We start from the raw sequence: 20,005 nt of genomic DNA, 5'->3' as shown, positions 1-20,005 counted from the left end.
ATAAATGCTCCTTCCATGTTTCTGCTCATATAAGTATAACATAAGTCATAATTTGTCAATCATTCCACTGCTAAGCTCGTAATCTGCCCGTCTTCCGCTGCTTGTTTCATATAATGATGACAAGTGAAATAAAACAGCTGTGTTTCAAAACGAGTGAGTTCATTCATCAGCTCCAGCACCCTGTCTAGACGGACATGATCAAAGTGAACGAAACTGTCATCCATCATAAATGGGAGCTGACAATCTTGCTGGTGGGACAAAGCAAGTGCAAAACGAATCGAGAGATAAATTTGCTCACATGTTGCTTGTGAAAGCTCCTCCGGGCGGAATAGGCGTCCATCCCTCCGTTTCACAATCAGCCGGTCATCTTCGGCAGAAAATAAAATCACTTCATATCGATCATTCGTTAACGGCTGAATAAATCGGGAAGCTGTTTGGAGGAGTGCTGGTAGCCTCGTTTCTTTATGCTCATTGAGTTTCTCTCGAATGACGGAACGCACGAGCTGAATAGCCGCCCATTTTTTCGCTAGATGCTTTGCCTGCTCCTGCTCTACAGCAAGCTGATGAGTCAAATCAGACACTGTACCTGATGCTTCTATTTGGCGTATTTCTACTGCTAATTCTGCCAAGCGTTTTTTCATATTCGTCACATTCTCTTGCATGTCATTCAGATGTCTTTTTGCTTGTGCACACTGCTCCTCAAGGGTGCGTAAACCTTTACGGACAATGACCTCTTCCTCATCTATATAACCGCTTTTGTGTAGCTCTTGGTTCAGCTGCTGCAAATTGTACAGCCGCTCCCGGTATTCTTTGGATAGATGAGATAGGACATGATAATCTTCTTTTGACGCTGCTTCTACTTTTCGAAAAAGCTCGTCCGTTTGTTTTTCATAATATTGAACTTCTCCTTCTAATGTTGTCAGCTGCTGCTCTACATGTTGAATGGATACGTGCAATGTCTGACGTTCTTTTTCTCTTTTTTCCTCATCTTTCAATATCTCTTGAAAGGCTGAGATATTCTCTTGAATGGTCCCTTCTTTTCTTTGAAGGAGACTCATGAGCGCTGAAACTCTTTTCTCGTAGATCGATTGCTGCTGTGTGAGCATCTCTATTTCCTTGTTAAGCGCCTCAAATGCCGCTGTATTCGCTTTTAATTGTTTCAAGATATGGAAAGCTTCCACAAGGAATGAGAGCTCTGAGGACAAACCCAGCTGCCTTCTCATATCTTCTACTTGTTGCTGTACAGGTTCCAGTTCCCGCTCCCAGTCTTCATATTGCTGTATCATTCTTTCGTATAAAAGCTCCTTTTGCTTCACTAGCGTTTCAGCTGAAGCTGTTTGAACTTGAAAGGAATGATAGGCGTTACTGTCGTTTGCTTCCTTCATCTGAGTCTGTTTAAGCACTGGATAAATAGCGATCAAGACAAAAACGGAAAATCCTGCAAACAGTAACGTCACCCAGCTCTCTGCTAAAACGAATAAGACCGTGAGAATGACAGCACATAGCACGAACATCAGCGGGAATAACCACACTCTGGAATGATTCTGTTTCACTGTAGCCCTTGTGCCCCTGACATCTTCTGCATCTTGCTGTTTAACGGGCTGTTCCTTTAATCCTTTTAGAGCGGTTTCCGCTTCTTCCAGCTCATGTCTTGCATGATCAAACCGGTCATCGAGCTGCGTTTTCCTATCCATTAAACGAACGTATTGGCTCACAGCCTCTTTTAATTCCCACTCAAAGTCAAGTGAATCATCCAGCTGGTCAAGCTTGATTGGACGCTGCCTCTTCAGCTTCGCTGATGCTTCTTCTATTTTTTGTTTCAAAGAATTCTGCTCTGTTTTCCCTTCTGCTAAGCGTTTCTTCAAAAGTTCAGCATCCGACGATTCAGCTATGACTCGATTCATCTCCAATACCGTATCCTTGTCATAGAGTGGCTGAACTTGCGTGAGCGACGTTTGCAAATGATCTAATTTTTGTTTCAGTGCCGTCACTTGCGCCTTTTTTGGGTGAAGGTGTGATTCTAATTTATCAAGTTCATGCGCGGTTTCCGGTCTAAACCGTTTGACTCGTTCTGGATAACTAGCCAAATCTTTTTTTAACTCTATCTTGTTTTCTATCATAGGATAAAGTCGAATATGTTCAGTCAAAAGCTGAATCTCTTCTTCAGTCTGTCTCATTTCATGCTGAAGCATTTCTACCTTCTCAGTTAATTCAGCTTGTTCTTTTTTCTTTTCGGTATAACGACTTTCTACCAATTTGGCCTGTTTCAACTTACCTGACAGCTCTTTTACATGATCAAGCTGCTGATTTAATTCAGGCTTACGTCCATTGGGTTTAAAAAGCTGCTCCTGCTGTTTTAGCAGCCTGCTGTCCATTTTGGATGCCGCATCTGAGCCAAACAAACTTGAAAAGAGTAGAAATTCCCCTATTTGATCTTGATTTAATGCTTGTACATTTTGCAGACCAAACACGTCAAAAGAATAGATTGATTGGTATAATCTGCGATCTGTTCCCTTTAACATCGCATGTAGAAACGCTTCATCTTTCACTTCACCATTTGGCAGCAACACCTGAGCTTGGCCGCCATGATCAGATGTTCTTTCAATATGAATCACACCTAATTCCTCATCTAAACATGTAAGAGACCCGCCATAAAATGAGCCATGCTTTGGCTTATACATATGGCTTTTAGAAAAACCAAATAACATCGATTCAATAAACGCCTTCAATGTCGTTTTCCCCGATTCATTCAGGCCATAAACTAACTGAAAACCGTCATCAGAAAAGTGGAAGGTTTGATTGGAAAATTTCCCGAAATTCGCAATATGGAGTGAACGTATTTTCATCATGCCTCTCCTTTTCTCATAAATGCTTCAGCTGTTCTGCCAGCAGCCTCTGTGCCTCTTCTTTAATATCGATCTCGTCCTCTTTTGTAAAAGCTCTTCCTGCCTTTCTATAGGTTGGATGACGCTTGATCGGTGAAAGCAGCTCATCATACGCATCAAACTCGGCAATTTCTGCTGTTAGTTCTGTCAAAAAAGAATCTTCTGGATAGACGGCATCTTCATGTGTCCGGCAGTCAATCGACATCACCCAAACGAACAAGTCTTCATCTTCCTCCTGTTCATGAAGAACAGCCATCAGCTCCTCAAGCACTTCAAGCTGCGTGAGCTCCATATAAGCAGGAGCATCGCCAGTTAGTTCGATTTTCACAAAATGAGGAACACCTCTCTCTTTCAGTCCACTCATCTTTTTGTCCACAAGTATCACAAGATCGGTCATATGAGCGGTATGTGTGATATCTATTGTCAATGTCTCAAAGATGACATCTGAACAGCTCATAAACTCCGCTCTTTGAGCATCTTCAGATAGGTAAACGACATAACAGCCTTTCTCTCCTGTTTCTTTTATATGTCTTCCTTGCACGTTTCCAGGATAGATCACCATTGGGTCTTCATGCAGAAGAGCCCGCTTATGAATATGTCCAAGCGCCCAATAATCAAAATCCCGCGCTAGAAGCTGCTGAAGCTGAAATGGTGCATACGCATCATGCCCTTCTTGACCTGCTAATGTGCCGTGAAGCATTGCAATATGATAGGGGGCATCTGTTGTTTTTTCATAATAAGGTGTCATATTTTCATGGACAGCTCGCTCTTTGTAGCTGAACCCGTAAATACTTGCCACAAGCTGACCTTCTCTATAAAAGGCTTGCTCACTTGGCGTACTGCTCAAAAAAACGTGAACATTCTCTGGCCACTCAATTGGTGTCCATTCACCACCTAAATGATCATGATTACCATAAATAATAAACACTTCAATCCCGTGTGATTGTAGCTTAAGAAACTGATTTCTTAAAAAAAGCTGTGCTTTTAGGCTGCGATTCGATTCGTCAAATATATCTCCGCTCAGCAGCATAAAGTCTACTTCTCGATCAATCGCAAGTTCAAACATGTTCTTGGCACTTTGAAATGTACTTTCTTTCAACCTCTTAAAAATTCGGTTCGGTATATTGGACATTCCCGCAAACGGACTATCTAAATGAAGATCTGCGGCATGAATAAAAGTGAGCTTCGTCAAACGTCTATCTCCTTGTACGTTACTGTAGTTGTCCATATTTTATCACGCCGTTTTTACGAATGCACGTTCTATCGCTCTCATTCTAAAAAACACATTTTTAGGGGTGAAAAAAGAGGTTTTAACTTCCTCCTTGTATAATTCATTAAAAAACAAGAAGAAAGGGAAGATCAGTGATGGAGAAAACCTACTATTTGACTGTATTTGATTCGTCAGGTGAAACCTTATTAAACGAAAAAATCACCACAGATAGTGATGAAAAAGCAAAAGAATTAGGACGTCATCGTTTAATCGAACAACAATACACAAAGCATTCTCACCGGCTCGTAAATGATGCAGGTAAACTTCTTTTATTTGAACGTTAAAAAAGCCGGCATCCGCCGGCCATTCATTCTTCTATTTAATGAAACACAGGACGTCTTTTTTCCAAAAACGCTTGAACACCCTCCTGATGATCACGGCTTTGTCTCAGTCTAGCTTGTGCAGCACGCTCTTTTTGAAGAACGGCTAACAGCTGTGATTCTGACTGCTGAAAATAAATCATCTTTGTTTCAACAAAGGCTTGAAGCGGCATATTTAAAAATGGCTTGACGCACGCTTTTTGATACGTATCCACCTCATCTTGAAACACGCCGTCTGCAAGGCGAAGCTTGAGCGCTTCTTCAGCCGGCAGCTTTTGTCCGCTCCAAATCAATTGTTTAGCGGTTTGTTCACTAACTCTTTTGGTGAGGAAAAAATGCCCTCCGCCATCTGGGATTAACCCGATTCCATTAAAGTTCATGGCAAGTTTAGCATCTTGATGCATAAACAAATAGTCACAGCTAAGGGCAAAGCTAAAAGCAAGACCAGCCGCTGCCCCGTGGACAAGTGCAATCGTCACTTTTTTCATACTGGCTAAAGAAAGTGTAATTCCCTCAATCAAATCCATCACGCGATGAAAATCTTCTTCACGATCTTGCTTTAGCATCATGCCAATATCTCCGCCTGCTGAAAACCCTTTGCCCATCCCCTTAAGAACAACAATTTTCGCACTGCTCTCACTCGCTGTATCACACGCTTCCTTCAATTCAGCAAACATGTCAACATGAAACGAATTATACGCTTCAGGTCTATTGAAAGCGATTTCAAAAATATCCCCGTCTACCTGACAATTGATATAAGTCATCATCCATTCCCCCTCTTTCTTTTCAAGCTCATGACTTACTTCAATTTCCATCAAGTAATTCCTTTTCCTCTACATAAAAAATTTCAAGATCAACTGATACTAAAATAAGCATAATTGTTGAAACGAGAAATATATTTTTATATAGTAAAATAAGAAATAAAACATCATTTGAAAGGGGGAGGATGATTGATAAGAAGTTCCATATGTATATTGATTAGCTGCATCGTCATGTTTTCTCCCTTTTCAAATGTCGTTTTTGCTTCACAAGCAGAAGCGAGCACACCAAGCCTGATTTCTCCATCGATTTATGATGAAGAAATCAACGCTGTGAAGACACCTCCATTCTCAAAAAAACATGCCGCATCTCTTCTGTTAAAACAGAGGTTATCAATAGGCGCTTCAAAAGCTTTTCTTGTAAAGCTTGCATCAACCACAGCGTTATCTATTGATTTATGTTTTTTAGAAATGAAGTGTGCAATCCCCATTATGTATCAATCAAATTACCTCGACTGATTCATTTTATTTCATCCGTACTCACTATATGAAAAACAAAACCTATCATATTCGGAGGGATAAAATGAACATTAAAGAAAATGATCTTCCTGGGATTGGAAAGAAATTTGAAATTGAAACGAGAAATAGAGAAAAGATGACGATTGTGATTCATGATGATGGCAGACGGGAGATTTATCGTTTCGACGATGAAGATCCAGATGAAGTACTGTCCACCATTTCTCTCGATGATGCTGAAGCCCGGCAAATTGCTGCCATTATTGGCGGTATGGTGTATAAGCCGCAAGCACTTGAAACGATTGAAATGGCGTTCAATGATTTGATCATTGAATGGTTTAAGGTAGAAAAAGACGCAAAAGCGGTTGGGCATACACTCGGCGATTTAGATGTGAGACAAAATTATGAAGTCACCGTCATTGCGATCATTAAACATACAAATGAAAAATTACTCAACCCCGGTGCCGATTCGATAATTCAAGCAAATGATACGATGGTCATTTCAGGCGAAAGAAAACACTTGAAGCGATTGATACGTGATTTTCTTTCTAGAGGGGGAGAGTGATGAATGGATCATTTAGTCTTTGAAGTTGGAACGGCGCTTATTCTCATCGCCATTGCCAGCTTAATCGCCAATAAAATTAAATTTTCTATCATTCCTTTTCTCATTGTCCTCGGGATGATTGTTGGTCCGCATGCACCAACCATCGGGATCATTGATTTGAAGTTTATCGAGAGCACCGAGATTATTTCGTTTTTTGGTAGAATGGGTGTCCTGTTCCTTCTATTCTACCTCGGGCTTGAGTTCTCTGTCGGCAAACTCATAAAATCGGGTAAATCCATTGCAGTCGGCGGATCTATTTATATTTTGATCAACTTTAGCTTAGGATTGCTTTATGGGTTTATCACAGGCTTTGGATTCCTTGAAGTTCTCATTATGGCAGGCGTTATCACCATTTCATCCAGCGCCATTGTCGCCAAAGTGCTTGTCGATTTAAAACGGACAGCGAACCCTGAAACAGAGTTAATTCTTGGGATTATTATGTTTGAGGATATTTTTCTCGCCGTCTATTTATCTGTCGTATCCGGTCTTGTCCTTGGAGATGCCACGTCCGTTGGCGGTGCCTTATTATCTATTTTAATCGCTTTTGGTTACATGATGATTTTCTTTATCATCGCACGTAAGCTGCCAAAACTATTAAACAAACTATTCGATATCCGTTCAAATGAAGTATTTATCATTGTCATTTTTGCCGCTTTGTTCTTCGTGGCTGGTTTTTCAGAGACGATTCATGTCGCAGAGGCCATTGGCGCTCTCTTACTAGGTCTTGTGTTTTCAGAAACAGAGCACTCAGACCGCATTGAACATCTCGTTGTTCCTTTTAGAGATTTCTTTGGCGCCATGTTCTTCTTCAGCTTCGGATTGAGTATTGATCCATTTACATTAGGAGATGCCTTCTGGCTTGCGATCGGCGCTGTCATTCTCACCTTAATTGGGAACTTCACCGCCGGGATGTTTGCTGGAAGAAGAGCCGGTTTCTCTCACAAAGCTTCTTCTAATATTGGATTAACCATCGTATCAAGAGGAGAGTTTTCCATCATTGTAGCCGAACTTGGGATTGCAGGCGGTCTTGCCGCTACATTGAAGCCATTTGCTGCATTATATGTATTAATCCTTGCGATTTTAGGACCGCTAGTGACGAAAGAATCAAAGCGTATCTATCAAATCCTAAACAAAATCTTCAAATGGAAAACTGAAAAACCGAAAGTAAAAAGAGAAACAACCATTTAATTGAAAAGGGCCCAGTGCTGGGGCCCTTTTTTTATATCTATTCAAATTGCTGAAATGCTGTTTCTTGCTTCACTTGTTCTTTCGTATCCCCGCGAATGGTTCGGATGACTTTCTGATTGCGGTAGATCGATAGTTTTAAATTGGTCGCCGCTGTTCCATGAGAGTGATCGAGGTTCGTGAATGTAAAGAAATGATGAGACCGTTTGTCTTTAAACACAAGCCTGAAGTCGTCTGTCACTTTAAAATGCTTATCGCTCTCCCATTCAATCAATGGTTCATATGCGCTAAACCATTCCGGAATATTAGGCGTATATCCTGTAGCCAATACCACATGATCGGCTGTCATTTTCTTTTCTTTCTTCAGTTGCCATTGTTTCAAATGTAGCTCTAACTGCTGCTCATCCTCCATATGTATCGCTTCAAGCTCAGTCATTGGCTGAATGAGTACAGAAGGCTCTTCTCCTGAAACGGAGCGATGGTACAATTCCTGATAAATACGAGAAAGCGTCGATGCATCTATGCCATTCCTTAATCCTGCCAGTCTAGGCAATGTGTTCATCCGTTCTTCATAAGGAAGGGAATGAAAATATTCAACATACTTAGGTGTAAATAGCTCCTGACCAAGCTCCGCTGTCTCTAGTTCTCTAAATTCACTTGAACGTGTAAACCACGAAAGCTGCTGTCCTTTCTTCTGATGCTGAAGCAGGTCTAAGAAAATTTCAGCTGCACTCTGACCTGAACCAATCACCGCCACCGTTTCAGCTTCATGAAGTTCTTTTTGTTGATCTATATAACGGCTGCTATGGGTCACATGCGGCAACGCAGCTTCTGGCACATCGACAGGAATCATCGGCTTGCTTCCAGTTCCAAGGACGACATGCTTTGCACGATATTCAGAAAGCGCCCCATCTTTCAACCGCCGAACTTTTACAAGATACCCGTCTTCACAGTCGGTCACTTCTTCCACCTTCATCCCGAACTGACAGCTATCTAATTCACCTGCAACCCATGATAAATACTCATTGAATTCTCTCCGGGGGATATCAAATTGTTCAAATGTATAAAATCGGTGAAGCCTGTTTGATTCATGTAAATAATTTAAAAATGTATACTTGCTCCTTGGATTAGCCATTGTTACAAGGTCCGCTAGAAAGGAAACTTGTAAGTCCGTTCCTTTGATGAGCATACCAGGATGCCAAGCAAATTCGGTTTCCTGTTCAAAAAAACAGCATGTCACATCTTCATACTCCTCTAATAAAGCGGCCAATCCTAAATTTGCTGGCCCAATCCCAATTCCGATCACATCCATCATATGTACACCTGCTTTATCTTTTTACCCCCTATATACCCTTTTACAAATGAAAAAAACACTGCGTCACCGCAGTGTTTACATGTGAGAAACAAATAATGACTCAAGAAACTGAATCTTCTCTTCCGTATAGTGCTCATAACGATCATTATAAGACTTTGGATCTTTTGGATTGGCATACTGCGTAATTTTTCCGGTTCGCGGATCAATGAATTTACTCGCAGCGCCGCATCCAATGCCAATGATCGTCTGCACCTCTTCCATAATGATAATATTATACAAACTTTCCTGTCCATCTAACGAATACCCGACATTTTCGAGATTCCCCAAAATGTTTTTTTGTCTGTATAAATAGTACGGATGATAGTCATGTGCCTTTGTCCAAGCAACCGCTTCATCCATCATACGTGTGATCTCTTCACGGTCTGCCACTTGATACTTTTCCTTATTACGGGTCATTTCAGACGCTCTCTTAAAGGAAAGGGTATGCACCGTTAAAGATTCAGGCTTCAGTTCTTCTGTTTGCTGCAAGGAATGTTGGAATTCCTTTAGCCCTTCTCCTGGCAGCCCGATGATTAAGTCCATGTTAATATTATTCATGCCATACTGCCTTGATAAATGATACTTTTCAATCGTTTCTTCCACACTATGGTGCCGGCCAATCGCTTTCAATGTTTCATTCTCATATGATTGCGGATTGATACTAATCCGGTCAATATGATAACGGTTGAGCACCTCCAGCTTATCAGGTGAAATCGTATCAGGTCGTCCCGCTTCTACAGTGACTTCCCGAATATGTTTCACATCTGGAAAAGAGCGATACATCTCCTCATACAGCAAATCCATTTCTTCTGCTGTAATACTCGTTGGAGTACCTCCGCCAAAATAAACAGTCGTCACTTTAATCCCATGTTCCTTTAACCATTCGCCCATTTTTTGCATCTCATAATGCAGCCCAAAAAGAAACGTTCCTACTCTTCCAGCTTGTCCTTGAATGGCATAAGCAGGGAACGTGCAATAAGCACATTTTGTTGGACAGAAAGGAATACCGATATAAATACTCACTTCCTCCTGCAGATCGTACAGATCTGGAATGGCTTTGATTTGACGATCAACAATTTCCTGCATCAAATTGATCTTTTCATCATGAATCAAGTAATCGCGCTTTAACGCTGCATGTGCTTCTTCCTTTGTGATGCCTTCTCTTAGCATCTTATGAAGTAATTTCGTAGGACGTATCCCCGTAAGAATCCCCCATTTTTGCGTCATTCCTGTATATTCCTGAAGCAGATGTAAATAAACAGACAGCACAGTGTTTTTGATTTGCTTCCAGCGCTCTTTATCGTTCAAGCCCTCCGGCATCTCTCTTGTAAAACAACTCGTCATATCTGATCCAGCAATATGGCCAGAAGCCTCCACCATACCGCCAGTTTCTTTCCAATCAAACACCATGACCAGGCCATCGTTTGCTTCACCTGAATCAAACAGCACTTCACTATCTTCCTCGAATAAATTGGCTATATTGACAAGCGGTCGATGAAATCGTTCATTAGACAGCCCTTTAACTAAAATTCGCATCATATCACCTTTATCTTCAAACTTGTTTCATTTTACAAAATTCATCTAGGAAAAGCAATGAAGAGAACAGACGAAGGCCCTGCCATTTCTTAATAGACAGGGCCTTCACTATATTATCGTTTAATATCAAATTGATGTAAAAAACCTTCCCTTTGCTGCATTCTAAAGTATTCTTTGATCATATAAGCAACACCCTGTTCATCATGAGAACGTGTCACCCAATCGGCTTTACGTTTGACCGAATAAGGTGCATTCCCCATCGCAACGCCTAAGCCAGCTAACTCAAGCATCGGGATGTCGTCTGTCCCGTGACCGATCACGACCGTATCTTCTAATGTAAAACCTAGTGCTGAGGTTAAAAGAGAAAGTCCTGCTTCTTTCGATACCCCTTTGCATACAATGTTCATTTTCTCATCACTGATCTTAATCAGATCAACAGATGGGAATGCTTGTTGAATGGTTGTGTGGATTTCAGGCTGAAGTGCTGCCGTCGAATACACTTCAATGACAGGTGTGCTAACCGGTTCATCCATGAGCATATCACTTAATGATTCAACAAATTGAACGGGATAGAAAATGGGATCAGACGGATGAATCAACGTTTTTCCCATCAGTTGAGACTGTGTTTTTTTCCGATTGCCGATTGAGAATTTTTCATGTAACAAGCGAACATTACAATCAAAGCTTTCAAGGATCTGCACAAGATTAAATGTTTTCTCTTCCGTTAATTTCTTCACATGGAGCGGCTCATCAAGCTTATCAGCGATAAATGCACCACTATGCGTCACAAGAGTTGAAGTTGGTATTTTCAACGCCTTGGCAATTTTTTGTGCAGATCGAAAATGACGGTTGGTGACAATCGTCACGTAAACCCCTTTTTTCTTAACATATTCCACAGCTTCTTTTGTAGCGGAATGGATTTTCCCATTGGAACGAAGCAACGTTCCATCTATATTGAGTGCAAGTAGCTTTTTTGACACTGAGGCATCCCCCTTCTTGATGACTGTACTTACGATGAGGATATGCCCTAGCTTATCGCTTTAGAACATGCAGTTGAAGCAGCCCTTGTTTTATGCCTCAATCGCAAATAAAAAAAGCCTACCCCTAGGCTTTTTTTTATGTATGGTTTGGATGCGTAACAATGGCGTGATGAAGCTCCCCATGATCCCCTCATCTTTCACACACCAAAGCATTGCTTATATCATATCCCCTTATGCTTTGCTTTTCTCCCAGAAGCGCTTCTCTCTCATTTGGCTCATCGCCGTCAATCCAAAGTGGAACGCACCCAATTCATCACGATAGCGCTTTTTGAAAGCACTTTCAATAAGTATTATCGCAGAATTTACGAGCTTCGACAACCCTTTTTTTAAAGATATACAAGCGGCGATATGAATGAAAAAAAGGGCGAATATGATCGCCCTTTCAATTAATTTTCTTCAGTATTTCCATAAAGCTCTTCAAGAGGCTTCATGATAATTTTATTTAATTCACCGATGAGAACACTTACGCGTTGTTCTGCTTCCATCAACTGAGAGATTTTATCGTGCTGCTGCACAAGTGCAACCGTTTTTTGCGCTTGCTCTACTTCTTCTTGTGTAATCTCTTGACCAGTCATTTGTTTTTGTTGAAGGTTTACTTGAATGTCACGGAAGTTCTCAAACATTCTTTTAGAGGATTCATCCCCGTTTACCTCATCATAAAGATTTCTTAACGCTGAATATTCTTCGCTATGACGCAGTGCTTTTTCAAGGTCATATGCAACATCATAAAGATTTACAGACATGTTATGTCTCCTTTCTATCCGTTATCACCGATATGGATCGGCGGACACCACTCCACTATAACAAACTATGGCTTTCGTTTCACATATATACAATAAATTCATCGAAATTTCTCGATCTTGCCTTAGAATAAGGTGACAAAAATCGCTTGGACAGCACCGATCAATCCACCTAAAAGACCGCCTAAAAATGTGATCATCTTCAGCTCCTTATTAGATATGCTGATCACAAGCTCTTCCATTTTTTCAAGCGGGAAAAGTTCAATTTGTTCACGAATAATTTCTTCAAATTGGAGCTTTGCGAGCAGTCCCTCAAGCGCATTAGATGCGGCTTCAATCCCTTTATCAATGAGAGATGGTGCAAATTTGGTCTTAAGATCATCCGCTACTGCACTGATGTAAACTCCTACTGGTCTATCTAACAGCACCTTTGTAGAAAAATGTGAAAGCAATTGCTTTTTCACACTAAATAGAAGCTCTTTCACATTCCATTTTTCATCAAGCTCATGTAAAGAAAATTGCTTTACCTTGTCCCATTCTTGAACAAGTAAATCTGATAAAAACCTTTTTGTCTCTGCATTCTTTAAGAACTTCATCATTTCAGGATGCACGCGATCAATTAAGCTTGAATTCCCTAAAAACATTTGGACCATACTGCCAAGCATTCCTCGTTCTTTTAAGAAATCATCTATCATATGACCGAGTCTTGCTTTTCCCTCATCACTTTCAAAATAATGAATGCCTCTCTTTAAAATATAATCTGCGGCATCTGGAATTTTTGATGCAAGCTTATTTTCTACATCCTGTGGCAACAGCTCAGACAATGTTTGCTGATCATACTTTTCAAGCAGTGAGTGGAGCTTATGATCAGTCCACTGATGAAGCCATGCGTCAGCTTTAACGTCAGCCTGTGAAAAACCGTATTTTTCTAACATGGAGAAAACCGTCATTTCCATATCAGCACCTTTATCAATATATCGGTGCACTGTCCTCAATATCTCTTGCTTTGCCTCTGATGATTCAAATCGTTTTTTAATGCCCTCTGGCGTTAGTAAATGCTCCATCACCATGACGCCAACCTGCTTGGCTACTTCATCTCTTCTTTTAGGAATGAGACCCGGTGTAAATGGGAGCTGCTTCCCAAATAAATAATATGGCTTATACGGACGAAAAAGCATTTTAATCGCGAGATGGTTTGTTGCTGCCCCTATCACTGCACCTATCACAATCATAAAGATAAACGTTGTGAATATATCCAAAGTCGTCATCTACCTTTCAAACAACACCTGAAGTTTATTGTTTTTATCTATACGTATTATAGTTGTTGTCAAGAGTCCAAGCAAATGAAGCATTCAATGTGACATATGAGACAACGATCTGTCGTAATGATATAGGAACGCCAAGTTTATGTAAAATCAACAAAAAGTGTTTTTCAGATGTTAAAAAAAGAATTTGAAAAGTAGGTGTTGTTTCATGACGTCAACGCTCGGCATTGTCACTCTTTCTCCGAAGCATGAAGAAGCATTCACACATCAGCTTGCCAAAGCAGCCTCTTCTTTTGATTTAGAAGTTGTTCGTTTTTCACCTCTAGATTTAAAGCCTGCTTCAAATGTCATTCACGGTCAAAAATTTAAGACTGGCAAAGGATTTGAAGCGTCAGAATTTCAGATTCCTGACTTGATTTATGATCGTTGTCTTTATCAGCATGACGCACAATCTAAAAAAGCAAAACCTATCATGAATTGGTTAAAAAAGTATCCAAAAACCCTTTTTTTGAATACTGGAATTTCAAATAAAATGCGGCTATTCGAGCAGCTCCGTCTCCTCCCTTCTTTACAACCATATTTACCTGTCTGCTCTCTATTGACAAAGCCTTCAGACCTTCTCAACTTGGTCAGAAAGGGCGGATATTGTAAAATACAGCCGCTTTCTCAACAGCACGCAGCACCCTCTTGCTTCATTTCTTTAAAAGACAAATCACTCATTACTGTGCAGCTAAACGCTAAGCAAATCATCACCTTTTCACATTCAGCAGAGGTTGAACGCTGGTGCAAAAAGTATATCGGCCGATCTTTCCTTCAATTTTTTAACACGAATGATCAAAAAGACGTTATATTCAATGAAATTAGGATTTTTCTTATAAAAAATTCACAAAATCAATGGAATAGCATGGGGATTCATACAAAACCATCAGTAGAAAACAGCCTTTTAAGCAATACACAAAATTCCATTCATGTGGTAGCCTTTGATCACTATTTAAACTCATTAAAGCCACACATCAAGGAGCTGTTGTTAGATGATATTGCCTCCATTCAATCATCTCTTCCAGCGTTTATAGACAAAACTTTCTCACCGTGTATTGAATTCGCTATAGACTTGCTTCATACAAATGAAGGCAGACTTTTCATCTCAAATGTAAGATCAAAGCCAGGACGATCCTCTTTTTTAAAAGCATACCCTGAGAGGGAGAATCAATTGATTCAGACCATACTTGAACATGCCAAATCGATGATGGCTGAAGAAAAGGAGGTTCCTTATGAAGAGAAAACGCTACATCATCGCTCCTCATTCAGCAAGTGAAAAAACAGTATATCTCCCTGCTCAGTTTAAAGAGCAGGAGGCAATTTTATCTATTGCTTTAGGTTCTTGTTTAGTAGATGATTTCACCATTTCCTATCATCATCAATCACAAAGGATTTTATTATCAGAAGACCTTTATCGCGCTTTACTCATTCCATACAAAACGAAAGCTGATGTCATATTAGTTCAACATACACTCTATATAGGACCTCTCATCGGCATTTTCACTGCAGGATTCGAACAAAATACAGCACCTTTAGGCGCAAGATCTTCCTATTTTATGAAATTGCTGCAATCTTGTAGGCAGCATGCTGGTTTTGCATATCTTTTTGGTACTCATTCTATCGATTGGGATAAAGGAATAGTAGAAGGTTTGCTTTACCAAGAGGAGCGCTGGGTAAAAAAGCAGATGCCCCTCCCATCCGTTGTTTATGACCGGCTGCCTAATAGAAAGGCTGCTCAGTCGGCATTCATTCAAGAAACAAAACGAAAACTCACTCAAGACTACGATATCCCTTGGTTCAACCCTTATTTTTTTAATAAATGGGACATTCATGAACAGCTATTAACAGATGAAAAAACAAGCTCTTTCTTACCACATTCTATACGATTAGATCCTGTTGATGCTTTAAATAAAATAGAAACACTCCTTCATCTGCATCATGTCATTTATTTAAAACCAACAAACGGCAGTCACGGAGACGGGATTTATCAGTTAAAGAAGACGGAAAACGGGGTCACTGTCTGCTCAAATAAAGGGAAATCCACTTCATATCATTCCGTAGACCATTTCGTGAAAAAACTGCGGGAAGATTGTGCAATTCAAGACTTGATTGCACAACAAGGCATTGAGCTTCTTCAAATAGACAATCAACCACTGGATTTTAGAATTCATACGAATAAAAATAAGTATGGTCATTGGACTGTTACAGCCGCTGCTGGAAAAGTTTCAGGAGATCACACTGTCACAACCCATCAACTGCATGGTGGTTCAGTAAAAACACTATATGATATCTTTCCTGATGCAGAGAAACGTTTGAAGGTTTTGCAAGAGCTCTCTGATACTGCCCTCGCACTTAGTCGTGTGATAGATGAAAAAATGCCCGGTCTGATTGGGGAAATTGGTTTTGACTTAGGTATTGATCACTTAGGTGCTATCTGGATGTTTGAAGCCAATTCTCGTCCAGGCCGCGAGATTTTTCTGCATGCACCATTGAAAAACTCAGAATGGCTGATTGGGAAAAGAATCGTTGAATACGCATCTTACCTAACACAAATGGCTCTTACTCCTATAGACCATGCAAACGCCTACTGATGTTTTCTTTTCATGTCTCTGAAATCTGTGCTTTCCCTATGCTCTTTTCATCAGATGAGATACAATAAAACCAAGTTCAAGATTGTTTCCGTATTGTCGTGTGTATTTATTGTTTCATCAATAAAAGCAAGGAGGCAATGATGATATGATTTCTCATTTTCAATGGAAACCTCTCTTTAAAAAAGCGCAATTACCTGGCTGGAAAATATCCTTTTTTCATAATGGTTCACACTATGAAGGCATTTATCACAAAACGGGTGATATTGAATGGGGCTCTCAGCTTCCGCCTCATGAAGTTGAACCAACCTTAAAAGAAGAAATCCACGAATTAATGCTATTCCATGTGTATGATTAAACTGTTTAAGGAGCCTCGCCATGTTAGAAAAACTAAAACTTGTTTACGGACACCATATCATCAGTTCACCAACAAATGATAAACAAATTCTCTGGTATCAAACAGACGAAGGCGAAATTTTCGGAGTAAACAATACGGAGCTAACAGAAAGGGAAGCGCTTCTTCTCAATTCATTCCTCACACCAATTGATGTACCTCATACGCAGGAAACGGAAGAAGAACAGAAATGGTACAGCTATCTCTTTGAAAACAAATCAATCACCATTGATCACTCCGTCCGTGTTCATTTTTTTAAAATGGATCACCAAGCAGAACAAAGGCAGCAAATAAAAGAGGCTGTGAACAGCAGCCTCGAACATATTCATTTCATATGGACAGGCACTGAAACAGCTATGCTCATTCAAACAAACGCTACATCAGAAAATGGTCAACTTGAACAGCTACATGATCTGTCTCAAGCCATCACAAGTGATTTTTTAACAGACGTTGTCTTCATGCAAGGACAGCTGCATTTGCCGAATGGAAATTTAAAAATGAGATTATTAAATGAACATCAGCTCTTTTTATGGCATCTGAAGCAAGGAAAACTTAGGTCAGGGGTTGCAACATTTTATCAATGTCTACCTGCTTTCATTCGCCATGATACAGACATAGTTTCTGCCGCTATTTCAGATGCATTTATAGAAACAATCTTTGATCGGGACGTTTACCGGACTCTCACGACCTATATGCAGTGTAATTTAAATGCATCGCAGGCAGCAAAAGCGTTATATGTTCATCGAAACAGCCTTCAGTATCGGATTGATAAATTTATTGAACGGACAGGACTAGATATACGGCATTTTCAAGAAGCGTCAGCTGCTTATTTCATGATGAATCTTCTCGATCTTTCTTAAATGATCCTAACATGAGCACCTTGCCTAAAAATGAAAATAAGATGTTGTGCACGTTGTCCATTTACAGACACCCTTCCTTTTTATACACTTCATTTATAAGTAAAGCGCTTTCAAAAAGGACTGGGAGGCTACCACCTATGGCTGAAATGATGCTGAATCAAATTTATAAAGTGTACGATAACAAAGTAACAGCAGTAGATAACTTTAATCTACATATTGAGGATAAAGAATTTATTGTGTTTGTTGGTCCATCTGGGTGCGGAAAATCAACAACCCTCCGCATGATTGCAGGCCTTGAAGAAATTTCACAAGGAGATTTTCTATTAGACGGCAAGCGAATGAATGATGTGGCACCAAAAGATCGGGATATTGCGATGGTTTTCCAAAACTATGCCTTATATCCTCATATGAATGTGTACGATAATATGGCTTTTGGATTAAAGCTTCGAAAATTTCCTAAAGCAGAAATTGATGAGCGGGTACGTAACGCTGCAAAAATATTAGGGCTTGAACAATACTTAGATCGAAAACCTAAGGCATTGTCTGGAGGTCAAAGACAGCGTGTTGCACTTGGAAGGGCCATTGTACGCGATGCAAAAGTCTTTCTTTTGGATGAACCTCTCTCTAATTTAGATGCTAAACTTCGTGTTCAGATGCGTGCCGAAATTTCTAAACTTCATCAGCGGCTGCAGACGACATTCATCTATGTCACACACGATCAAACAGAAGCCATGACAATGGCTACTCGGCTTGTTGTCATGAAAGATGGCTTTATTCAGCAGGTTGGCGCACCAAAGGATGTGTATGAAAACCCAGAGAATGTCTTTGTAGGAGGATTTATTGGCTCTCCAGCGATGAACTTTTTTACAGGAAAACTGTCTGACGGAGCCATTGCCATTGGGAATACGCACATTCGTGTACCAGAAGGAAAAATGAAAGTATTACGCAGTCAGGGCTATATTGGAAAAGACGTGATTCTAGGCATCAGACCAGAAGATTTCCATGATGAGCCTGTGTTTATAGAGGCTTCTGAAGGAACAAAAATTGAAGCAAACGTAGAAGTGGCTGAATTAATGGGAGCCGAAACGATGCTTTATTCTTCTCTCGCTGGTCAAACGTTTATTGCACGTGTTGATTCTCGCACAGATATTCAGGCAGGTCAGACGATCCCTCTTGCCATTGATATGAATAAAGCGCACTTCTTTGATACAGAGACTGAGCTGCGCATCCGCTCAGCTGAATAAGAAGACGTTCCACAAACCATCACCATTGGGTGGTGGTTTTTTGTATGTGAAAACAACATTTACCATGTTCTTTTTCCGTATTTTTTTTTTCGTAGCGAACCATAATATTTAGTACAAAGCAGTTACCGCATTGGGTTTCGCCAAGTGGCAAATGACTTGGTCATTTCGCTGGTGCGACTCCAGCAAACCCAACCAAAAAAATCTTATATAAAAAGGAGATTCACATCATGGCAAATTCTAATAGTTCAAATCAATTACTAGTTCCTGGAGCAGCGCAAGCAATCGATCAAATGAAATACGAAATCGCTTCTGAGTTTGGTGTAAACCTTGGAGCAGAAACAACAGCTCGTGCTAACGGTTCAGTTGGTGGAGAAATCACGAAACGTCTTGTATCTTACGCTCAGCAAAACCTTGGCGGAACAAAAGCTTAATTTCATATCTGGATCATAGAAGGCACCTCTTATGGTGTCTTCTTTTTTTGGTTTTATCCCTCACCGATTCCTTTTGAATTCATATGATGTATTAGAAAGGAGCGGATCTTCATGGACATTATTTCAGGTGTGAATTTTGAACTTCTACAATTTGTCGGTCTCTCTCTATTATGTGAATATGCTCATAGTATTCGGTCCTTTCATCTTTATAAAAAAAGCATGACATAAAACTGTACCATTTTAAGTTCTTTTCACTTATAGTATGTAGTGGAGGGATCGATCAGATGAAAATAGCTCTTTTCGGTGCTCATGGACGTGTAGGACAAGCATTTCTTCGTTTCGTAAAAGAAGATGATCGTTACATGGTTCGCTCGTTAATTCGGACAAACCGGGAAGAAATGCTTGCGGGTATGTTTCAAGTCACCGGCAATTCCAGAAATCAAGAGGATGTGCTTGAAACAATTAAAGGATCAGATATTGTCGTGAGCTGTCTATCAACAGATGGTGATGATACTTTATCTGTTTCAATGGAGCATATCGTACAAGCCATGAAGCAAACAGGAACATCAAGAATTATAACGATTGGCACTGCGGGGATTTTGAAAGCAAGGCAGCAGCCTGAGCTTTACCGCTTTGAAACAAATGAATCAAGGCGAACCACTTCCCGAGCTGCTAAAGAACATGCCAAAGCATTTGAAATTCTTCAATCAACTGAACTAGATTGGACAATCATTTGCCCAACCTATTTACCAGATGGAGAAGTGACACGGTCGTATCGCTATGAAAAGAATTTTCTCCCTATAGATGGACAGAAAATCTCAGTTGAAGATACCGCACACTTTTTGTATCAGCAGTTAAACTCAAAAGAATTTGTGCATCAACGTGTCGGTATCGCTTATTGACCATTTAGTTCGTGTAAATGATATACAACCAGTAAAAGTCGAGATCATATCATGAAGCCTCGACTTTTTTCATT

19 protein-coding genes are annotated in these 20,005 nt (G+C 40.2%); 11 read left to right on the top strand and 8 right to left on the bottom strand.

Translation table 11 applies throughout. The features are described from left to right. Window positions 1–59: 59 nt before the first annotated feature. Together MHH31_RS04965 and MHH31_RS04960 are read right to left on the bottom strand one after the other, a co-directional pair. Window positions 60–2,846 (bottom strand): AAA family ATPase, encoded by a 2,787-nt coding sequence (locus MHH31_RS04965; RefSeq protein ID WP_058337521.1) that lies wholly within the window; start codon window positions 2,844–2,846, stop codon window positions 60–62. A 16-nt stretch (window positions 2,847–2,862) separates the two neighbouring features. Then, on the bottom strand, window positions 2,863–4,077 hold the full coding sequence (locus MHH31_RS04960) for a DNA repair exonuclease (RefSeq protein WP_039167572.1): 1,215 nt from the start codon (window positions 4,075–4,077) through the stop codon (window positions 2,863–2,865). A gap of 173 nt (window positions 4,078–4,250) precedes the next feature. On the opposite strand from MHH31_RS04960, the gene MHH31_RS04955 reads away from it, so the two are divergent. Then, the gene (locus MHH31_RS04955) at window positions 4,251–4,439 is read left to right on the top strand and encodes a YhzD family protein (protein WP_024719988.1); all 189 of its coding nucleotides are present in this window, start codon (window positions 4,251–4,253) and stop codon (window positions 4,437–4,439) included. Between the two features lie 35 nt (window positions 4,440–4,474). Here MHH31_RS04955 and MHH31_RS04950 read toward each other — a convergent pair whose 3' ends face one another. Next, window positions 4,475–5,290 (bottom strand): enoyl-CoA hydratase, encoded by an 816-nt coding sequence (locus MHH31_RS04950; RefSeq protein WP_080628729.1) that lies wholly within the window; start codon window positions 5,288–5,290, stop codon window positions 4,475–4,477. A 135-nt stretch (window positions 5,291–5,425) separates the two neighbouring features. Between MHH31_RS04950 and MHH31_RS04945 the strand changes: the two genes are divergently transcribed. The 3 genes from MHH31_RS04945 to MHH31_RS04935 all read left to right on the top strand — a co-directional run bounded on the left by MHH31_RS04945 (window position 5,426) and on the right by MHH31_RS04935 (window position 7,541). Next, a complete protein-coding gene (locus MHH31_RS04945) occupies window positions 5,426–5,752 on the top strand; it encodes a potassium:proton antiporter (protein WP_236551965.1) in 327 nt (108 codons plus the stop codon). A 64-nt stretch (window positions 5,753–5,816) separates the two neighbouring features. Next, entirely contained in the window at window positions 5,817–6,314 is a 498-nt protein-coding gene (locus MHH31_RS04940; RefSeq protein ID WP_017366937.1) for a cation:proton antiporter regulatory subunit, read from the top strand. A 3-nt stretch (window positions 6,315–6,317) separates the two neighbouring features. Beyond that, a complete protein-coding gene (locus tag MHH31_RS04935) occupies window positions 6,318–7,541 on the top strand; it encodes a cation:proton antiporter (RefSeq protein WP_007497140.1) in 1,224 nt (407 codons plus the stop codon). A gap of 37 nt (window positions 7,542–7,578) precedes the next feature. On the opposite strand, the gene MHH31_RS04930 is transcribed toward MHH31_RS04935, so the two are convergent. The 5 genes from MHH31_RS04930 to MHH31_RS04910 all read right to left on the bottom strand — a co-directional run bounded on the left by MHH31_RS04930 (window position 7,579) and on the right by MHH31_RS04910 (window position 13,467). Continuing rightward, a complete protein-coding gene (locus MHH31_RS04930; protein ID WP_058337523.1) occupies window positions 7,579–8,853 on the bottom strand; it encodes a SidA/IucD/PvdA family monooxygenase in 1,275 nt (424 codons plus the stop codon). 75 nt (window positions 8,854–8,928) lie between these two features. Further along, window positions 8,929–10,428: a coproporphyrinogen III oxidase gene (locus tag MHH31_RS04925; protein WP_058337524.1), complete on the bottom strand. Its 1,500-nt coding sequence runs from the start codon at window positions 10,426–10,428 to the stop codon at window positions 8,929–8,931. A gap of 113 nt (window positions 10,429–10,541) precedes the next feature. Further along, on the bottom strand, window positions 10,542–11,408 hold the full coding sequence (locus MHH31_RS04920) for a Cof-type HAD-IIB family hydrolase (protein ID WP_058337525.1): 867 nt from the start codon (window positions 11,406–11,408) through the stop codon (window positions 10,542–10,544). A 446-nt stretch (window positions 11,409–11,854) separates the two neighbouring features. Further along, a complete protein-coding gene (locus MHH31_RS04915) occupies window positions 11,855–12,211 on the bottom strand; it encodes a YlbF family regulator (protein ID WP_008348927.1) in 357 nt (118 codons plus the stop codon). Between the two features lie 122 nt (window positions 12,212–12,333). Beyond that, window positions 12,334–13,467 (bottom strand): DUF445 family protein, encoded by a 1,134-nt coding sequence (locus MHH31_RS04910; protein ID WP_024719981.1) that lies wholly within the window; start codon window positions 13,465–13,467, stop codon window positions 12,334–12,336. A 214-nt stretch (window positions 13,468–13,681) separates the two neighbouring features. Between MHH31_RS04910 and MHH31_RS04905 the strand changes: the two genes are divergently transcribed. From MHH31_RS04905 to MHH31_RS04875, 7 genes are all read left to right on the top strand, one after another. Beyond that, window positions 13,682–14,788: a YheC/YheD family protein gene (locus MHH31_RS04905; RefSeq protein ID WP_058337526.1), complete on the top strand. Its 1,107-nt coding sequence runs from the start codon at window positions 13,682–13,684 to the stop codon at window positions 14,786–14,788. Then, window positions 14,745–16,103: a YheC/YheD family protein gene (locus MHH31_RS04900; protein ID WP_025207025.1), complete on the top strand. Its 1,359-nt coding sequence runs from the start codon at window positions 14,745–14,747 to the stop codon at window positions 16,101–16,103. Before MHH31_RS04905 ends, MHH31_RS04900 begins: the two co-directional genes overlap by 44 nt. A 145-nt stretch (window positions 16,104–16,248) precedes the next feature. Then, entirely contained in the window at window positions 16,249–16,458 is a 210-nt protein-coding gene (locus MHH31_RS04895) for a YheE family protein (protein ID WP_008348933.1), read from the top strand. Window positions 16,459–16,478: 20 nt separating this feature from the next. Further along, window positions 16,479–17,354: a helix-turn-helix domain-containing protein gene (locus MHH31_RS04890; RefSeq protein ID WP_058337527.1), complete on the top strand. Its 876-nt coding sequence runs from the start codon at window positions 16,479–16,481 to the stop codon at window positions 17,352–17,354. A 137-nt stretch (window positions 17,355–17,491) separates the two neighbouring features. Continuing rightward, window positions 17,492–18,598: a sn-glycerol-3-phosphate ABC transporter ATP-binding protein UgpC gene (ugpC, locus tag MHH31_RS04885; protein ID WP_024719977.1), complete on the top strand. Its 1,107-nt coding sequence runs from the start codon at window positions 17,492–17,494 to the stop codon at window positions 18,596–18,598. Between the two features lie 227 nt (window positions 18,599–18,825). Beyond that, window positions 18,826–19,029, top strand: a complete 204-nt coding sequence (locus tag MHH31_RS04880; RefSeq protein ID WP_008348940.1) for an alpha/beta-type small acid-soluble spore protein — start codon at window positions 18,826–18,828, stop codon at window positions 19,027–19,029. 284 nt (window positions 19,030–19,313) lie between these two features. After that, window positions 19,314–19,931, top strand: coding sequence for an NAD(P)H-binding protein (locus tag MHH31_RS04875; protein ID WP_008348943.1), 618 nt, complete (start codon window positions 19,314–19,316; stop codon window positions 19,929–19,931). The last annotated feature ends 74 nt before the right edge of the window (window positions 19,932–20,005 follow it).

The sequence above is a fragment of the Bacillus sp. FSL K6-1033 genome (assembly GCF_038630765.1).
In the GTDB taxonomy this organism is placed as follows: domain Bacteria; phylum Bacillota; class Bacilli; order Bacillales; family Bacillaceae; genus Bacillus; species Bacillus altitudinis.
This window is presented reverse-complemented; position numbering and strand designations above follow the sequence as displayed.